Origin of the sequence: Paraburkholderia sp. RL17-337-BIB-A (genome assembly GCF_046025895.1) — a bacterium.
GTDB lineage: Bacteria > Pseudomonadota > Gammaproteobacteria > Burkholderiales > Burkholderiaceae > Paraburkholderia > Paraburkholderia fungorum_C.
This window is the reverse complement of record NZ_JARESY010000001.1, coordinates 687530-704827: the sequence shown is the minus strand read 5'-3', so window position 1 is coordinate 704827 and position 17298 is coordinate 687530. Positions and strand designations below refer to the sequence as shown.

The 17298-nt window shown below is 61.6% G+C and carries 17 protein-coding genes; 12 read left to right on the top strand and 5 right to left on the bottom strand.

Annotated elements, in window-relative coordinates:
* Positions 1–8: 8 nt before the first annotated feature.
* Positions 9–629 carry a tRNA (adenosine(37)-N6)-threonylcarbamoyltransferase complex ATPase subunit type 1 TsaE gene (gene tsaE / locus P0D84_RS03330; RefSeq protein ID WP_408332429.1) on the top strand — a complete coding sequence of 207 codons (621 nt, stop codon included), beginning with the start codon at positions 9–11 and terminating at the stop codon, positions 627–629.
* Positions 611–2206, top strand: coding sequence for an N-acetylmuramoyl-L-alanine amidase (locus P0D84_RS03325; RefSeq protein ID WP_408332427.1), 1596 nt, complete (start codon positions 611–613; stop codon positions 2204–2206). Before tsaE ends, P0D84_RS03325 begins: the two co-directional genes overlap by 19 nt.
* A 112-nt stretch (positions 2207–2318) precedes the next feature.
* Here the strand turns inward: P0D84_RS03325 and P0D84_RS03320 are convergent, their stop codons facing one another.
* A complete protein-coding gene (locus P0D84_RS03320; protein WP_408332425.1) occupies positions 2319–3200 on the bottom strand; it encodes an EamA family transporter in 882 nt (293 codons plus the stop codon).
* Between the two features lie 178 nt (positions 3201–3378).
* Between P0D84_RS03320 and P0D84_RS03315 the strand changes: the two genes are divergently transcribed.
* Together P0D84_RS03315 and trxA are read left to right on the top strand one after the other, a co-directional pair.
* Complete coding sequence (locus tag P0D84_RS03315; protein WP_408332423.1) at positions 3379–4254, top strand: pirin family protein; 876 nt, start codon at positions 3379–3381, stop codon at positions 4252–4254.
* Between the two features lie 109 nt (positions 4255–4363).
* Positions 4364–5212 carry a thioredoxin gene (gene trxA / locus P0D84_RS03310; protein ID WP_408332421.1) on the top strand — a complete coding sequence of 283 codons (849 nt, stop codon included), beginning with the start codon at positions 4364–4366 and terminating at the stop codon, positions 5210–5212.
* Positions 5213–5340: 128 nt separating this feature from the next.
* On the opposite strand, the gene tcdA is transcribed toward trxA, so the two are convergent.
* On the bottom strand, positions 5341–6198 hold the full coding sequence (gene tcdA / locus P0D84_RS03305) for a tRNA cyclic N6-threonylcarbamoyladenosine(37) synthase TcdA (RefSeq protein WP_408332419.1): 858 nt from the start codon (positions 6196–6198) through the stop codon (positions 5341–5343).
* Between the two features lie 232 nt (positions 6199–6430).
* On the opposite strand from tcdA, the gene pdxH reads away from it, so the two are divergent.
* From pdxH to P0D84_RS03290, 3 genes are all read left to right on the top strand, one after another.
* On the top strand, positions 6431–7072 hold the full coding sequence (gene pdxH / locus P0D84_RS03300) for a pyridoxamine 5'-phosphate oxidase (protein ID WP_408332417.1): 642 nt from the start codon (positions 6431–6433) through the stop codon (positions 7070–7072).
* A gap of 141 nt (positions 7073–7213) precedes the next feature.
* Entirely contained in the window at positions 7214–8428 is a 1215-nt protein-coding gene (locus P0D84_RS03295) for a class I SAM-dependent methyltransferase (protein WP_408332415.1), read from the top strand.
* Between the two features lie 102 nt (positions 8429–8530).
* Positions 8531–10018, top strand: a complete 1488-nt coding sequence (locus tag P0D84_RS03290; RefSeq protein ID WP_408332413.1) for a DUF72 domain-containing protein — start codon at positions 8531–8533, stop codon at positions 10016–10018.
* A gap of 25 nt (positions 10019–10043) precedes the next feature.
* Here P0D84_RS03290 and msrA read toward each other — a convergent pair whose 3' ends face one another.
* Entirely contained in the window at positions 10044–10592 is a 549-nt protein-coding gene (msrA, locus tag P0D84_RS03285) for a peptide-methionine (S)-S-oxide reductase MsrA (protein ID WP_408332411.1), read from the bottom strand.
* 256 nt (positions 10593–10848) lie between these two features.
* Between msrA and P0D84_RS03280 the strand changes: the two genes are divergently transcribed.
* A complete protein-coding gene (locus P0D84_RS03280; RefSeq protein WP_408332407.1) occupies positions 10849–11358 on the top strand; it encodes a flavin reductase family protein in 510 nt (169 codons plus the stop codon).
* A 91-nt stretch (positions 11359–11449) separates the two neighbouring features.
* On the opposite strand, the gene P0D84_RS03275 is transcribed toward P0D84_RS03280, so the two are convergent.
* A complete protein-coding gene (locus tag P0D84_RS03275) occupies positions 11450–11959 on the bottom strand; it encodes an Lrp/AsnC family transcriptional regulator (protein WP_408332405.1) in 510 nt (169 codons plus the stop codon).
* A gap of 130 nt (positions 11960–12089) precedes the next feature.
* On the opposite strand from P0D84_RS03275, the gene kynB reads away from it, so the two are divergent.
* From kynB to kynA, 3 genes are all read left to right on the top strand, one after another.
* Positions 12090–12728, top strand: a complete 639-nt coding sequence (gene kynB, locus P0D84_RS03270) for an arylformamidase (RefSeq protein ID WP_408332403.1) — start codon at positions 12090–12092, stop codon at positions 12726–12728.
* 80 nt (positions 12729–12808) lie between these two features.
* Positions 12809–14059, top strand: a complete 1251-nt coding sequence (gene kynU, locus P0D84_RS03265) for a kynureninase (protein WP_408332401.1) — start codon at positions 12809–12811, stop codon at positions 14057–14059.
* 10 nt (positions 14060–14069) lie between these two features.
* Positions 14070–15032 carry a tryptophan 2,3-dioxygenase gene (gene kynA / locus P0D84_RS03260; RefSeq protein WP_408332399.1) on the top strand — a complete coding sequence of 321 codons (963 nt, stop codon included), beginning with the start codon at positions 14070–14072 and terminating at the stop codon, positions 15030–15032.
* Between the two features lie 295 nt (positions 15033–15327).
* Here kynA and P0D84_RS03255 read toward each other — a convergent pair whose 3' ends face one another.
* The gene (locus P0D84_RS03255; RefSeq protein WP_408331415.1) at positions 15328–16473 is read right to left on the bottom strand and encodes an ISAs1 family transposase; all 1146 of its coding nucleotides are present in this window, start codon (positions 16471–16473) and stop codon (positions 15328–15330) included.
* Between the two features lie 234 nt (positions 16474–16707).
* Between P0D84_RS03255 and P0D84_RS03250 the strand changes: the two genes are divergently transcribed.
* Positions 16708–17196 carry a hypothetical protein gene (locus P0D84_RS03250; protein ID WP_408339643.1) on the top strand — a complete coding sequence of 163 codons (489 nt, stop codon included), beginning with the start codon at positions 16708–16710 and terminating at the stop codon, positions 17194–17196.
* Positions 17197–17298 lie beyond the last annotated feature (102 nt).

Sequence of the window (17298 nt, the reverse complement as noted above, 5' to 3'; positions counted from 1 at the left end):
TTACGAGAATGCCCGTCAATCCCGATCTCGCGATCCAACCGCCCGCCAATGTCCTGCTCGAACGCTCCTTCGCGCTCGCGGACGAGGCCGCCACGAATGCATTCGGTGAGCGCTTCGCACAGGCGATCGAGAGCGTGCGCGCGTTGCCGCACAAGCCTCGGCACGACCCGCAGCAAACAACACAGCAGGAAGCGCAACAACACGCCCCGCTCGCCGCGGATGAGCAAGCATTCCACGGACTGCAAGTGCAACTCGTCGGCGACCTCGGCGCCGGCAAAACCACCCTCGTGCGCGCCACCCTGCGCGGCCTCGGCCACGTCGGCCGCGTGCGCAGTCCTACTTACACACTCGTCGAACCCTACGTGCTCGAACGGCCCGCTGGGGAACTCGCGCTCTATCACTTCGATCTGTACAGATTCACCGATCCGGCCGAATGGGCCGACGCGGGATTTCGCGAGTACTTCGACAGCGGCGCCATCTGCCTCGTCGAATGGCCGCAGCGCGCGGGCCGCCTGCTGGGCGTGCCGGATCTTGTCTTCTCGCTCGACCTGGACCACGATGGCAACGGCCGCGTACTCGTCGCACGGGCATATAGCGAATCAGGAAAGGCATGTCTCGAAAGATGTTGATCAAACCATTCCGCTCGATCGAATCGGCGGCGACCGCAACGCATAACTGGCGGCGCCGGCAGATTCTGCGCGCGGGCGCGTCCACGCTGATGCTCGGCCTTGTCGCTCCGCGTCTCGCGTGGGCGAGTTCGGTGCTCGGCGTGCGGGTCTGGCCGGCGCGCGACTACACGCGCGTGACGATCGAGTCGGATCAGCCATTGCAGAACGCACAGCAATTGCTGCAGGGGCCTGACCGGCTGGTGGTCGACCTGAGCGGCCTCGATCTGGATCAGGCACTAAAGGATCTGGTGTCGAAGATCACGCCGAACGATCCGCAGATCGAGTCGGTGCGCGTTGGGCAATATCAGCCGCACGTCGTGCGCATGGTGTTCGATCTGAAGGGTTCGGTGAAGCCGCAAGTTTTTACGCTGCCGCCGGTCGGCGCGTACAAGTACCGGCTGGTGTTCGACCTGTATCCCGCCGTTGCGCCTGACCCGCTAATGGATCTGCTCGCGCAGACCGAGCACAAGCAGCAAACGCTGGACGAAAACAGTGCGCCGCCCGCCACGTTAAGTGGCCCGGGCACTACGCCGCCCACCGCCGACAACAGCGAAGCTTTCTTCGAGCGTTACGCGCAGAACGGCGGCAGCAGCGGCGGCGGTGGGACGGCGCCGGGCGTGCCGCGCCCGTCCGCGCATGGCGCACCTCCGGTTCCGCCCATCCTCGGCAAGCCTGCAACGCCGAGCGCGCCGGTTGCGCCCACCGCGCCGCCCACCGCGATCGCCCGCAACAAGGGAGGCACGAGCGGCAGCAACCTGGGTGGCGACGACAGCGATAGCGACGACAACTACGCCTTCACCAACCCGAAAACCGGCAAGAGCAACACGGTGCGTCTGTTGACCGTCGCGATCGATCCGGGTCACGGCGGCGAAGACCCGGGCGCGATCGGCGGCTCGGGCACGTACGAGAAGCACGTCGCACTCGACATCGCGAAGAAGCTGCGCGCCAAGATCGACGGCCAACCGAACATGCGCGCCATGATGACGCGCGACGCCGACTTCTTCGTACCGCTGAACGTGCGCGTGCAGAAGGCGCGGCGCGTGGGCGCGGACCTGTTCGTCTCGATCCACGCGGATGCGTTCACCACGCCCGATGCAAAGGGCTCGTCGGTGTTCGCGTTGTCGGACCATGGCGCGTCGAGCGCCGCGGCGCGCTGGATGGCGAACAAGGAGAACTCGTCGGATCAGATCGGCGGGATCAACATCAAGTCCGCCGACGCCACCGTCAACCGCGCGCTGTTCGATATGTCGACCACCGCGCAGATCCGCGATTCGATGCGCTACGGCAACTTCGTGCTGAAGGAAATCGGCGGCATCAACAAGTTGCACAAAGGTTCGGTGGAGCAGGCGGGGTTTGCCGTGCTGAAGGCGCCGGATATTCCGTCGATCCTCGTGGAAACGGCCTTCATCAGCAACCCGGACGAGGAACGCCGCCTGAACGACGACGCGTATCGGGAGAAAATGGCCGATGCGATCATGACCGGCATCAAGCGCTATTTCGCGGCGAATCCGCCGTTGGCGAAGAGCCGCATGACGTAATGTCATCGGGCATGGCAGTGGATCATGCGAAGCCCTGATGGCGAATAGAAGATCGGCCGCTGATGCGCCCGTTTCTTTTTTCACGCGAATCGATCTACGCGACGACGCGCGCTCAGCGCGCCGCCGCAAATCGCTGCACGACCCACCCACCGAACACATTCACCGCCAGCCCCGCCATCACGAGCAGGGCGCCCGCGATCTGCGCCACGGACAACTGCTCGTCGAGGAACAGGGACGCCGAAGCCAGCCCGACAATCGGCACCAGCAGCGAGAACGGCGCCACCTGGCTCGCCGGGTAGCGCGACAACAGCCGGCTCCACAATCCATAGCCGATCAGCGTGGCGATAAACGCGAGGTAGACGATGGCGAAAATCGACACTGCACTGATGCCGGACAACGCCGCGACAATCCGCTGCGGCCCTTCGAACGCGTACGACAGTGCGAAGAACGGCAACGGCGGAATCAGGCTGCCCCACACCACCAGCCCGACCAGATCGACCTTGCCGACCTTCTTCGTGACGATGTTGCCGAGCGCCCACGAACCCGCGGCGCACAGCGTGAGGACGAAACCGGCGAGCGTCATGGCATGACCGCCCTGCATGCCGATGATCGCGAGGCCGCCCGCCGCGATCAGCAAACCGACGACGTTCGGCACGCGAAAGCGCTCATGCAGAAACAGCGCCGCGAAGATCAGCGTGAAGAAAGCCTGCGCCTGCAAGACGAGCGACGCGAGTCCCGCCGGCATGCCGACGTACATCGCCGAGAACAGAAAAGCGAACTGCCCGAACGAAATCGTCGCGCCGTAAGCGAACAGCCAGCGCCATGGCAACTGCGGCCGCTTGACGAAAAACACCGCCGGCACGGCGGCGAGCGCGAAACGTAGCGCGCCAAGCAGCATCGGCGGCACGCCATGCAGGCCCACCTTGATCACGACGAAATTGACGCCCCACGCCACAACGACGACGAGCGCGAGCAGTAAGTCCTTGGGCGACATCCCGGTCTCCATTTGATTGTTCGATCTGGAATTTTAGCGGAGCCCGCAGCGTCAGGGGACGGCACGCGTTACGGAATCCCGGAGGGGGAAAGCGATGCAAACCGTCGGCGTTCCGGGCTCCGCAGTAGAATCGACAATTAACCAAAAATCCGATTCCACCTTCCAGCCGAGCCTGCCCATGTCTTCCTCGATCAAAGCAGTCCTCAAACCGCATCTGCGCGACGTCGGCAGCCTCACCGTGCGGCGCGTGCTGCCGGCTATGGCCGCGCGCCTGATCGGCCCGTTCATCTTCTTCGACCACATGGGACCCGCCACGCTCGAACCCGGCGTCGGGCTCGACGTGCGTCCGCACCCGCATATCGGCCTTGCAACCGTCACGTATCTGTTCGAAGGCTCCATCATGCATCGCGACAGCCTCGGCTCCGAGCAGAAGATCGTCCCGGGCGACGTCAACTGGATGACGGCAGGTCGTGGCATCGTCCATTCGGAGCGCACGCCGGCCGAAGACCGCGCGAGCGGCCTGGCCATACACGGCATCCAGACCTGGGTCGCGCTGCCGCTCGAAGACGAGGACATCGAACCGTCGTTCTCGCATCACGCGGCCGAGACTTTGCCGGTGGTCGAGCGCAACGGCGTCACGCTGCGCCTGATCGCGGGCACCGCGTTCGGCGAAACCTCGCCGGTCGCGACCTTTTCCGGCACGCTGTATGTGGCCGCTGAGTTCGCCCCGGGCGGCGCGTTCGCGCTCGAACCGGAGCACGAGGAACGCGGTGTCTATCTGGTGGACGGTGACCTGGAGATCGACGGCACGCCGCTCGAAGGGGGTCAGATGGCCGTGCTCGCGCTCGATGAAACCGTCACGCTTGCCAGCACCCACGGCGCGCGCGCCATGCTGCTCGGCGGCGAAAAACTGGATGGCGAGCGCTTTATCGAATGGAACTTCGTCGCCAGTTCGCGCGAGAAGATCGAAGCTGCCAAGCTGGCGTGGACCAATCAGGAGATGGGCAAGGTGCCGGGGGAAACCGAATGGATTCCGCTGCCGACCAGAAAATGAGCGCGAGTCAGTGCGCGCATCGGCGCAAACAACAGTGAGCACAAGGCGCATTGAATTTGCCGCACTCGGCCCCACTTAATCAACAAACCGTTTTATCGACGAGGACGCAATGGACACCACTCTGGCCACTTTCGAACAGGACGTCATCACGGCGTCGACCCTGGCCCCTGTGCTGGTCGATTTCTGGGCGCCCTGGTGCGGCCCCTGCAAGACGCTCGGGCCGATGCTTGAGAAGCTCGAAGCTGAAGCCGCAGGCAAATGGAAGCTCGTGAAGGTGAACGTGGATGAGAACCAGGAGCTGGCCGGGCACTTCCAGGTGCGCAGCATTCCGCACGTCATGGCATTTGCAGACGGCCAGCCGGTCGATCAATTCGTCGGCGTACTGCCGGAAGGACAGTTGCGCGAGTTTATCGAGCGCCTCGTGCCGCAAGGCGCGGACGCGGCACGTCTTGAAGCGCAAACCGCGCTGGCCGAAGGCCGTCGTGAGGATGCGTATGACGCGCTGCAAGCCGCCCTCGCCTACGATCCCGGTTTCGACGAAGCACGCATGGACCGCATTGAAATGCTGCTCGAAGACAACCGCATCGACGAAGCGCGTAACGAAGTCGACCTGCTGTCGCCGAAAACCACGCAAGGGATCGACGCCCGTTTCAACGCAATCAAGACCCGGCTCGACGCAGTGGACGCGGCGGCTGATCTGCCGCCTACGGATGCACTCGAAGCCGCGGCCGCAGCGAACCCGGACGATCTCGAAGCACGCTTCGATCTGGCTAGCGCACTCATCGCCCGCCGCAAATACGAAGACGCGCTCGAGCATTTGCTGGCGATCGTGCAACGCGACCGCACGTTCCGCGACGACGTCGGCCGTAAGACCATGTTGTCGGTGTTCGACCTCGCCGCACACCAGCCGGAGCTGGTGTCGCAATGGCGGCGCAAGCTGAGCGCGTTGTTGTTCTGATTTGTATTGTGTTCAGGTGCGGCGAGGGTGCCGCGCCTGAATGCGCCGTGGCATGAACCGCAGCAACTCGCGCCCTCGCAATAGCTCAATGGCTTAATGCCTGACGGCCCGCGTAACGCCCTACCGCTTCAACCCGCTGCCTGCTTCGCCAACGCCCGCAACACATGCGCGGCCGCGGCAAAGCCGAAGCTCGCAGTCACACACACGCTCGAGCCAAATCCCGCGCAGTTCAAACCGACCGGTCCCGTATGACCCGGCGACGTGGTGACGTGCTCCGCTCCCTCGTCGATATCGCACACGGCGGCTTCTGGATAGATCAGCGGCTCATCGGAATACACCGCGCTTACCTTGAACTTCGCCTTCGGACCACGCGGAAAACCATGTTGTTTGCGCAGTTGTCCGCGTACTTTCGACAGCAACGGGTCCTGGATAGTCAACGCGAGATCGTCGATACGAATACGCGTCGGATCCAGTTGGCCACCCGCACCGCCCACCGTAATCAGCGGCTGCTTCTTTTCGACGCACCACGCGATCAACGCGGTCTTGGTGCGTACGCTGTCGATCGCATCGATCACGTAATCGAACCCACCGCCGAGCGTCGCCGCGAAATTGTCCGGCTCGACGAAGTCTTCAATCAGCCGCACGTCGCAGAACGGATTGATTGCCGCGATGCGTTCAGCCATCGCCTCGACCTTCGGTTTTCCGTAGTTACCGTCCAGTGCGTGGATCTGGCGGTTCGTGTTGCTCTCGGCGACGTTGTCGAGATCGATCAAGGTCAGTGTGCCGACCGCGCTGCGCGCCAACGCCTCCGCGACCCACGAGCCGACCCCGCCGATGCCGATCACGGCGACGTGCGCCCCTTCGAACGCGGCGAGCGCCGGTCCGCCGTACAAGCGGGCAATGCCGCCGAAGCGCCGCGCGCGGTCGGCGGTTTCACTCCCGTCGAGGCCGGTAGTAAGATCGGAATGCGCGGTGGTGCTGGACATGGTGGGAGGCTCGTTCAAAGCAGGTAAGACACAGAGTGGTCACGCTGAAGCGTTCGTAGCCCGTATTTTGCCTGATCGCGCAAATGCACATGGCCGCAGCAACCTCGATGCACGAATAGCCGCAAACGTCACGACGTGGTTGTCCCCACAGCGCGGCGGGCCTTGACCTGGTCGCGGGCAAAAAATTCACGCCTTGGCTATACTAATTGAACTGTAGCGTTCGCATAAGAACATGACCTCACTCGCCGAACTTCGGAAAAACTATTCGCTGGGTTCGTTGGACATTGCCGATATAGGCCGCAACCCGTTTCGTCAATTCGACACGTGGTTTCAACAAGCGGTAGACGCCCAACTGCCCGAACCGAATACGATGACGCTGGCCACGGTCGACTCGCGCGGCCGGCCGTCGGCGCGCATCGTGTTGATCAAAGGGGTCGACGAGCGCGGCTTTGTGTTCTTCACCAACTACGAAAGCCGCAAGGGCCGCGAACTGGCCGCCAATCCCTACGCTAGCCTGCTCTTCTATTGGATCGAGCTCGAACGCCAGGTGCGCGTCGAAGGCTGCATCGTTAAAACGAGCCCTGAAGAAAGCGATACGTACTTCGCGTCGCGCCCGCTCGGTTCACGCATCGGCGCGTGGGCATCGAATCAGAGTCAGGTAATTGAAAGCCGTTCGCAGCTCGAAACACGCGAACGCGAAATCAGCCTGCAATACGGCGACCAACCGCCGCGCCCGCCGCACTGGGGCGGTTATCGTTTGGTACCCGAAGCAATTGAATTCTGGCAGGGCCGGCCGTCGCGTCTGCACGACCGTTTGCTCTTCACGCGTTCAAGCGAAAACAGCGATTGGCAAATCTCCCGCCTATCGCCTTGAATCCAAATACAACGCCGTATGCGCGTTGCCCACGCAGCAGCGCGCGACGGCTGGATCGCGCCTCGCGGTATGGGAGTTGCACCGCAGTGAGCCGCGATCCACACAGGCTTTGCTTTAGTTCAACGGACACGGAGAGTTCACATGTTCTGGGAGAAGAAGCTGGCGCAGTGGGTGGAAGACGTCAAAACCAAGGCTAACCTGCCAGCACGCCTTGTGCTGTGGGACGGCCAGCAACACGACTTCGGGCAGTTCGCCGCACCTCAGGTCACGCTACACGTCAAAAGCGCCACAGCGCTGCCGTATCTGCTCGAACCGAGCCTCGACAATCTCGGCGAGGCATACGTCAAGGGCAAGATCGACATTGAAGGCAAGCTGTCGGACATCATCAATATCGGCTATCAGCTGGCGCGCAACACCGTCACCAGCGCGAGCAAGCTGGCGCGCGTGCGGCGCTACTTCAATCATTCGAAGTCGTCGGACAAGAAGGCCATTCAGTACCACTACGATGTCTCGAACGAGTTCTACAAGCTGTGGCTCGACGAGAATATGGTGTACTCCTGTGCGTACTTCGAGAACGGCGATGAAGACCTCGCCACGGCGCAGATCAAGAAGATCGATCACATCCTGACCAAGATCCAGTTGCAACCGGGGCAGCGGCTGCTCGATATCGGCTGCGGCTGGGGCGCGCTTGTGCTGCGCGCAGCGCAGAAGTTCGGCGCGAAGTGCGTCGGCGTGACGTTGTCGCAGAACCAGTTCGATCTCGCCACCGCGCGCGTGAAAGCCGCGGGTCTGGAAAACCAGATCGAGATTCGTCTGCAGGATTACCGCGACGTCGTTGGACAGTTCGATCGCATCACCAGCGTCGGCATGTTCGAGCATGTGGGCCGCAAAAATCTGCCGGGTTACTTCGAGAAAATTCGCGATCTGCTCGTCGACGACGGAGTCGCCATGAACCACGGCATCACGTCGAGTGATTCGGACAGCGGCGAAACCGCGCTGGGCGGCGGTGAATTCATCGACCGCTATGTGTTTCCCGATGGCGAACTGCCGCACATCAGCCTCGCGCTCGAAGCCATGCAGCGCGGCGGGCTTGAAGCGGTTGACGTCGAAAGTCTGCGCCGTCACTATGCGCACACGCTGGACCTCTGGGCGGAAAACTTCGAGGCGCATGCGGACGAAGCCCGCAAGCTGGTCGACGACGAAAAATTTCGCATCTGGCGCGTGTACCTCGCCGGCTGCGCGTACGCGTTCGAAACCGACGACGTCTCGATCTACCAGGTGGTGTGCCGCAAAGCCGGCCGCAGCGCAAAAACCTTGCCGTGGTCGCGCCGCTATATGTACGACAAAACGTTGTGATACGGTTGCGCCGCGGCGATTTGCCGTTGCTGCGTGCCAAGGCGATATGCTTGCATGAGCGGGCCGACGCGGCGGAAACCTTAAACAACAGGTCGAACATCGATGGACCAGAGCGGGACAAGCGAAGTTGAGCAGCCAGCGAGCGGCGAGCATGACGCGCAGGCGGACGCCGTGCAGTTCGATCTGTTCGGGATGCCGGTGGAGACGTCGGCAACGCCGTTGAAGGCCGATGCGGGCGTGAGGGTACAGCGCGCGTCTGCTGGAGCTGGAGCCGGAGCGGAGACTGCAGCTGGAGCCGAAACCGGAGCAGGAGCCGGCACCGGAGCCGAAGCCACTACCAAAGTCGCTTTAACAAGCTCGGCTGCAACGCCAACGTCCGCTGCCACAGCGCCGGCCGAGCGGCGGCGCCAGCCTCGCGCAAAGGCAAGCGGCACCACCCTGCTCTGGCAGGAAGACGATGTGCCGGTACCGCCCGAAGCCGAAGCCGAGACCGCGACCGACGCCAAAGCCAACACAGCGCCAGCAACTGCGGACACGCCAAAGAAACGCCGTACCCGCGACGTTCTCGCCGCCCCACCCTCTCCCGAACTCCTGGCGCTCGCCGCCGACCTGCCACCGCAGGTCCACCTCGGTACGTCGACATGGTCGTTTCCAGGCTGGAACGGCATCGTCTACGGCGACGACTACAGCAATAGCAAACTCTCGCGCGAAGGTCTGACGGCTTATGCCGCGCATCCGCTGCTAAGAACAGTCAGCATCGACCGGTCGTTTTACCAGGCGCTCACTGTCACCGAATACTTGCGCTACGCGCAGCAGGTGCCCGAGCACTTCCGCTTCATCGTCAAAGCGCCGATGACGATCACCGACGCCACCGTACGCGCCGAACGTGGCGAGCCGGTCTCGCTGAACCCCTGCTTTCTGAACGCGCAAATGGCGATCGACGAGTTCGTCACGCCATGCCTCGAAGGCCTCGGCGCGAAAGCCGGCGCGCTGGTGTTCCAGCTCTCGCCGTTGCCCGACCAGATGCTTGCGCAACCGGCGGCATTCATCGAACGCCTTGCCGGGTTCCTGATGGCGTTGCCCAAGCTGCCTGACGGCACCTGCTACGCGATCGAAATCCGCGACGCGAGTTTGCTCACGCCGCGCTTCATTCGCACGCTGAAAACGGCGGGCGTGCGGTATTGCGTGGGGATTCATGCGCGGATGCCGGATCCGCTGCGTCAGGCGGCGGCGCTCGCGCTGCTGGACGGCGAGCCGGCCGGTCCGCTGATCGTGCGGTGGAGTTTGCACGGCGGCTTCAAATACGAGCAGGCAAAGGCCAAGTACGAGCCGTTCAACCAACTGGTCGACCAGGACCCGACGACCCGCGCCGCGCTCGCCGAGCTGGCCGCGCGCTATGCGCTGGCCGGCCAGCCGGTGGTGATCGCGATCAATAACAAGGCGGAAGGATCGGCGCCGTTAAGCTGCGTGGAACTGGCAACGTCGATTATCGAAGCGTATGCGCGGCTTGCTCATGAATACGAGCATGAGCCGCAGTTGCCAGCTGAAGGCGAGCAGCAGGAAGACGGCGAACGCGGCGAGCCAGCCTAGACCTCGCCGCCCACCGCCAAACCGCTCAGCTCACCTTGATCCGATGCGCAAACTTCTGACGAAACTTCGCGACTTTCGGCGCCACCACGAACGAGCAGTACCCTTGATTCGGATGCTGCGCGAAATAGTTCTGGTGATACGCTTCGGCCGGCCAGTAGTTGCCGTCGAGCGGCAGCACCTGGGTGACGAGCTGGCCTTCGTAGATCTGCTGTTCGCCGATCTCGCGAATCGCCTGTAACGCCGTTTCACGCTGCGCATCGGAGTGCGTGAAAATCACCGAACGGTATTGTGTGCCCACGTCGTTACCCTGCCGGTTCAACTGGGTCGGATCGTGGATCGCGAAAAAAATATCGAGAATCTCGCGATAGCCGATCTTCGCCGGATCGAAGTCGACGTTCACGACTTCCGCGTGGCCCGTCACACCGTCGCACACCTGTTCATAGGTCGGCCGTTGGGTCTGGCCGCCGGCATAGCCTGACTCCACCGAGTTCACGCCTTCGACGCCCAGATACACCGCTTCGAGGCACCAGAAACACCCGCCACCGAGGGTGGCGACTTCGCCTGTCTGACTCATGCTGCTTGCTCCTTGATACTGATAGTCGGCCGATGCCGGTCCCGCTTAGCAGCAATGCTCATTCCACAACCGGGACTTTCCAGCTTAGCGGTTTTTCCACTAACCGGCAGGGGTCGCGGCCAGTCCACCGCGATTGCAGTTAAAATTGGGACAAATCGACGATTTTCACTATGACTTTCGAATCATTTGTTTCCAGCCGCACGCGTGATGGGTTTAGCCTGGTGTTCACCTGGCTTGGCTCCGGGGCTTCCGCCCGATGAAGCGCGCCAGCCCGCCCAATTTCGACCAGGCCGCCTTCAAACAGGCGCTTAGCCAATTCGCCACTGGCGTCACTGTCATTACAACGCGAGCCGCGTCCGGCCAATTGATCGGCATCACGGCCAGCTCCTTCAATTCGGTTTCGCTCAATCCGCCGCTGGTGCTGTGGAGTCTCGCCAGCCGCTCGGCGTCGATGCCGGCGTTCCGGGCGAACAGCCACTACGTAGTCAATGTGCTGGCCGCGTCGCAAATCGATCTGTGCAAACGCTTCGCCACCGTGAAGGGCGACCGTTTCGAAGGCGTGTCGCACGCCGAAGGCGACACCGGCATGCCGGTGCTCGACGGTGCGCTCGCCTGGTTCGAATGCCATAACCGCAGTCGCTACGAAGAAGGCGACCACGTCATTTTTGTCGGCGAAGTGGAGCGCTGCGGCGTTCACGAAAACGCCGCGGAAATTGCACCGCTGGTCTTTCAGAACGGTCTGTTCCACGGACTCAAGCCGCTCTGAGGCGGTGCGGCGGCTTTTTAACAGCGGCCTCAAGTAGCTAGAAACTGCGCGGCGCAACGCGCAAAGGTACAAGCCGCCCCGCCGCTCGCACTCAGTTATGCGATGCGCTGTGTCCGCTGGTTTTCGTCACTAGCGAAACCGGCACGCCTGAATCTTCCTTCAGCGTTTGCAGCACGATATTCGAACGAATATCCATCACGCCCGGCGCCTTATAGAGGCGTTGCAGCACGAAATCCGAATAGTGTTTGAGATTGTGGGCGAGCACCCGCAGCAGATAATGCGTCTCACCGGTCACGACAAACGCGCCGACCACTTCCGGCCAATCCCGCACCGCCTCCGCAAAACGCTCGTGCCAGTTCTCCTGGTCGTTGCGCATCGACACCTGCACGAACGCTTCCAGTTCGAAACCCAGCACCTCGCGGTTAAGACACGCGCGGTAATGCTCAATGACGCCCTGCTCTTCCAGCAGGCGCAGGCGTCGTAGACAGGCCGACGGCGAAAGCGAAATGCGCTCCGCGAGGTCGAGATTGCTGATCCGTCCTTCTTGCTGAAGCACCGTCAAGATACGGCAATCGGTGGCGTCGAGCGAGATCGCGTTCATATTCGGTCTCCCTTTCCCATTTGACTCAAATTATGTTCCAAGACACCGCTTAGAAGGAGATTTTTTCGCAATCACATTTCGCCGCAAGCCACCTATCATTCCAGGATAGACACAATCCGCCGATGGAGACATGGACACACTCTGGGACATCACCCCCGCCGTCGATACCGCGACGCCCGTCTGGCCCGGCGATACGCCGGTCGGCATAGAACGCGTGTGGCGCATGGAGGCGGGCTCGCCCGTCAACGTCGCGCGGCTGACGCTGTCGCCGCACACCGGCGCCCACACCGATGCCCCGCTGCACTACGACGCCGAAGGCGCGGCGATCGGCCACGTCGCCCTCGATGCGTACCTTGGACGCTGCCGCGTGATTCATTGCATCGGTGCTTCGCCTGTTGTGACGCCACAACACCTGACCGGTTCGCTCGATGACCTGCCGCCCCGAGTCTTACTACGCACTTACAAAAACGCGCCGACTGCGACGTGGGACAGCGCGTTCTGCGCGGTAGCGCCCGAGACAATCGATCTGCTCGCTGCCAGGGGTGTGAAACTGATCGGCATCGACACACCCTCCCTCGATCCGCAGGAATCGAAGACGATGGACGCGCACCATCGGATTCGCGCGCATCAAATGGCGATCCTCGAGGGCATCGTGCTGGACGCCGTCGCGCCCGGCGACTACGAACTGATCGCGCTACCGCTCAAACTGACCACGCTCGACGCGAGCCCCGTGCGCGCCGTGTTGCGCGCGCTGCCCGACTCCCGCTGATCGCCGAGGCTCACTCAGGAAAACCGCATTACGCATTCATCGCATCCGCCGAACTCCTTGATCTGATTGACAGGACCACCATGAACACCCGTGAAGAAGCATTGGCGCTCGATAGCACCGACCCGCTCGCGCCGCTGCGCGACCAGTTCGCGCTCTCGCCGACCACCATCTACCTCGACGGCAATTCGCTCGGCGCGCCGCCGGCCGCCGCCGCGCAGCGCGCGCAAACCGTTATCGCCGCCGAATGGGGTGAAGGTCTGATCCGCAGCTGGAACAATGCCGGCTGGTTCGAACTGCCGCGCCGCCTCGGCAACAAGCTCGCGCCGCTGATCGGTGCGGCGGACAACGAAGTGGTTGTCACCGATACGATTTCGATCAACCTGTTCAAGCTGCTCTCAGCCGCCGTGCGGGTGGCGAATGCGCGCGATCCGAAACGGCGCGTGATTGTCTCCGAGCGTTCGAATTTCCCGACCGATCTGTACATCGCGCAAGGGCTGATCGAACAGCTCGACCGCGGGTATGAATTGCGCCTCGTCGACGATCCGTCCGAACTGCCTGCCGCGATCGGCGATGACACCGCAATCGCGATGATCACGCATGTGAACTACCGCACCGGCTATATGCATGACATGGCCGCGCTGACCAGGCTGATTCACGACAAGGGCGCGCTTGCGCTGTGGGACCTCGCGCATTCAGCGGGTGCGGTGCCGGTCGATCTCAATGAGGTTGGCGCGGATTACGCGGTGGGCTGCACGTATAAGTATCTGAATGGCGGTCCGGGTTCGCCCGCGTTCGTGTGGGTGCCCGAGCGCCATCAAAACGAATTTTCGCAACCGTTGTCCGGTTGGTGGGGCCATCGCGCGCCGTTCAAAATGGACCCGGCGTATCAGCCCGATGACGGTATCGGCCGCTTTTTGTGCGGCACGCAGCCGATGGTGTCGATGTCGCTGGTCGAATGCGGGCTCGATGTGTTTTTACAAACCGATATGCAGACGATCCGCGCGAAGTCGCTCGCACTGACCGATTTGTTTATCGAACTGGTCGAGGCGCGTTGCAGCGAGTTTCCGTTGACGCTCGTGACGCCGCGCGAGCATGCGCAACGAGGTTCGCATGCGAGCTTCGAACATCCGCATGGTTATGAGGTCATGCAGGCGTTGATCGCGCGTGGTGTGATTGGTGATTATCGTGAGCCGCGTGTATTGCGGTTTGGTTTTACGCCGCTGTATACGCGTTTTGTCGATGTGTGGGATGCGGTGGAGACGTTGCGCGATGTGCTCGCGCAAGAGACCTGGCGGGCACCTGAATTTGCCGCTCGCGGCGCTGTGACCTGAGGAGCGCGCGATGACCGATCACATGCAAACGCCGGGACTGCCGGAAGAGAAGCCGGCGCAAGGGTGTCCGTTTGGGTATGGGAGTGGTAGTAGTGCTCAGGTGGCCTCTCCTGCCTCTCCTGCCTCGGCTTCCGATGCTTCTGTTTCGTCCAACGACGGCTGGCACGACGCGCAACTCGATTTTTCGGAGTCGATGAGTTACGGCGATTATCTGTCGTTGGGGACGGTGCTGGATGCACAGCATCCTTTGTCGCCGGATCACAACGAGATGCTGTTCATCATTCAGCATCAGACAAGCGAGTTGTGGATGAAACTCGCGCTGTATGAGTTGCGCGCGGCGCTGAAAGCGGTGCATCGCGATGAGTTGCCGCCGGCGTTCAAGATGCTCGCTCGCGTGTCGCGAATCATGGAGCAACTCGTGCAGGCGTGGAGTGTTCTCGCGACGATGACGCCGTCTGAGTACACGGCGATGCGGCCTTATCTTGGCAGCTCTTCCGGGTTCCAGTCATATCAGTATCGGCAGATCGAGTTTTTGCTCGGCAATAAGAATGAGCAGATGCTGAAGCCGCATGCGCATCGGCCGGATGTGCTTGCTGAAGTCACGGCTTCGCTGCAAGCGCCTTCCTTCTACGATGAAGTTGTTCGATTGCTGGCGCGGCGCGGGTTTGAGATTTCACCGTCGAGGCTGGAGCGGGATTGGACGCAGCCTACTACTCACGATGCTTCGGTTGAGGCCGCGTGGTTGGAGGTGTATCGCAATCCTTCGCAGCATTGGGAGTTGTATGAGATGGCGGAGGAGCTTGTCGATCTCGAGGACGCGTTTCGGCAGTGGCGGTTTAGACATGTGACGACTGTTGAACGGATTATTGGGTTCAAGCAAGGTACGGGCGGGACGAGTGGCGCGCCGTATTTGCGGAAGATGCTGGATGTGGTTTTGTTTCCTGAGCTTTGGCATGTGAGGACGATGCTTTAGACGCCTTTGTGTTGCCGTCGCAGTGCGATGCGTTGATCGTAGTTGTGAAGCGCGGAGGGACTCGTCGATGCACCCGCCCAAATGTAAAGATTGGTCATAGCTCGCGCATTTAGCCTATGTGGTTGATCGTCTCGAAAAACGGGTGGGTTAGATTTCTGTTTGCCGTGAGAAAAAGCGGCCGGGTGTGAGAGCCCACAGCATAAAACCGCACTACTTGCGAAAGCAGGTAGTGCACAACCCTACACGTCTATTTCTATGGGCGGGCTGTGGTGAGGGAGTCGCCAGGGCCGGAGCATCAAATTCTGGGAAGTCGCGTGAGCTGGAGTAACTCGAATAAGTAGTCGGGATTCCAGCCGGCGACCTTGCGACGTGCGGCCACGCTGCGCTTTTTCTTACCGGATTCGGGCCGCATGCGCAGCAAATTCAAAGTGATGCGGCGCAAGGTGGCGAAATTGGCCGTCGCATTGCGCAAGCGCACGGTGCTGGCGTCCTCGCGGAAGGTCACGTCAAGGCAATGATGCAAACCATTCTCGATGGCCCAGTGCATGCGGCTCGCCTCAAGTAGGTATTTGGCGTCGGGTGCTGCGGAGCTGATCAGGTACTGCGTCTGCGAGCTGACCTGGCCCGCGATCTCGCGTGTCCGCTCAATGCGCACCAGGCTCTTAAGCCTGGGCCAGCGGTCCAGTTCGCTGAGATAGTCCGGCGCTGCCACTGCGACACAGTGACGGGTTTCAAGGCGACCATGCCCTTTATCCAGCGTCTCAAAGATCGATGGATTCATGTGCGCCCAATCGTGGGCTTTGCCGATTCGCATATAGTCTTCAACGGCCTGAGCCAGACCGGGCTGGTTATCCTTCGCAACCAGCAGATAGTCGCCACCACGCTCAGTGATCTTCTGGGCGATGGCCACCTGAGTGCCGATGGCGTCTATGGTTACCAGGCTGCCCTTGAGCGACAGGACGGGCAGCAGAGCTTCAATGGCAGTGATCTCGTTTGACTTCTCCTCGCAGCGCTGCTGCGCCAGCACCAGCCCACTTAGACTCGCGTAGGCCGTCACGCTATGCAAGGCACGCACACCCCTGGCGTGCGTGCCCGAACCACGCACACTCTTGCCGTCGATTGCGATGACCGAATGAAGATCCGGACACACCTCGCCTACCCAATTCAGCAGGCACGCATCCAGTTGCTTCGGATCGAGCACCTCGAAGATCCGTCGGATGGTGTCGTGCCCCGGGATGCCATGGGGCAATTCGAGGTATTGCCGAAGCCTCGCTTCGTTGGCAAGCCCCCATTCTTCCATCTCGTCCCACCCTTGTGCGCCGGCCAGCACAGAGAACAGCGCAATCGACAGAACGTCGATCAACTTGTGCCACGTTCGTCCAACGACGCGGGGATCTTCTATTGCCGACAGCAGACTGATCAGATGTTTTCCCGGGCTCATTTGCGCTACTCTGAAAAACCAGAAGTAAACGCTTTTTCCGCCAAGCTTACAACTCGTTGCTGTAACTCATTGCTTGTAAACGGGTTTTGGCGCTCCGGCCCTGAGGGAGTCGCAAGGCTCGCCGGTTTTGGTTTTGTGCCCGGTCTCTCAAACTCGCTACGTGCCCGCTCACCCCATCTGTTCTGTTAGTTGGTGAGTGTTCGGGAAGTTCAGGAACCCACCGGAAATCGCACCATGAGCAAACCCACTAAGAAGAATCAAACCACGTCACGCCCGCCCGTTGATGCACTTCAGTATGAAAAACTCGCACTTTCGGCGTTTGGCGCATGCGACCGGCAAATCCGGCAGCTTGAAACACTGATTAACCTTGCGGCAAGCATCACCCGATGCCCGGCTACGACGGTTGAAGAACGACGTCGTGAACGCAATCTGCTGGAACATCTGCTTTATACCGTCGAGCAATACCAGCAGGAAGTTGAAGGCGACCGCGATCTTTACCAGGTGATCGCGCTCGATGCGAAGGGCGTTGCGCACAGCCGCATCACGGCCAAGCTTGCGGCGGAGCTTCTTTCGGAAGCGGCGCACGCGGGACGAGAAGCAGGGGAAGCTGCTTCGGAGGCCGAAGGTGCGGCGGATAACAAAGCTGTGACGCGTAAGCAGGAGCGCGTTAAGACTGCGGCGCAGGCGCGAGCGGATTCGCAGCAGACGGCGGTGAAGCACTAAGAGGAAGTAGCGGCCACCGTGCCGCTTGAAAGAGTAAGGCGTGCATTGTTCGCGCCTTCTCTTTTTAGCGGCAGCCCTGGAGACTTTAGCGGCGCCGTGGGT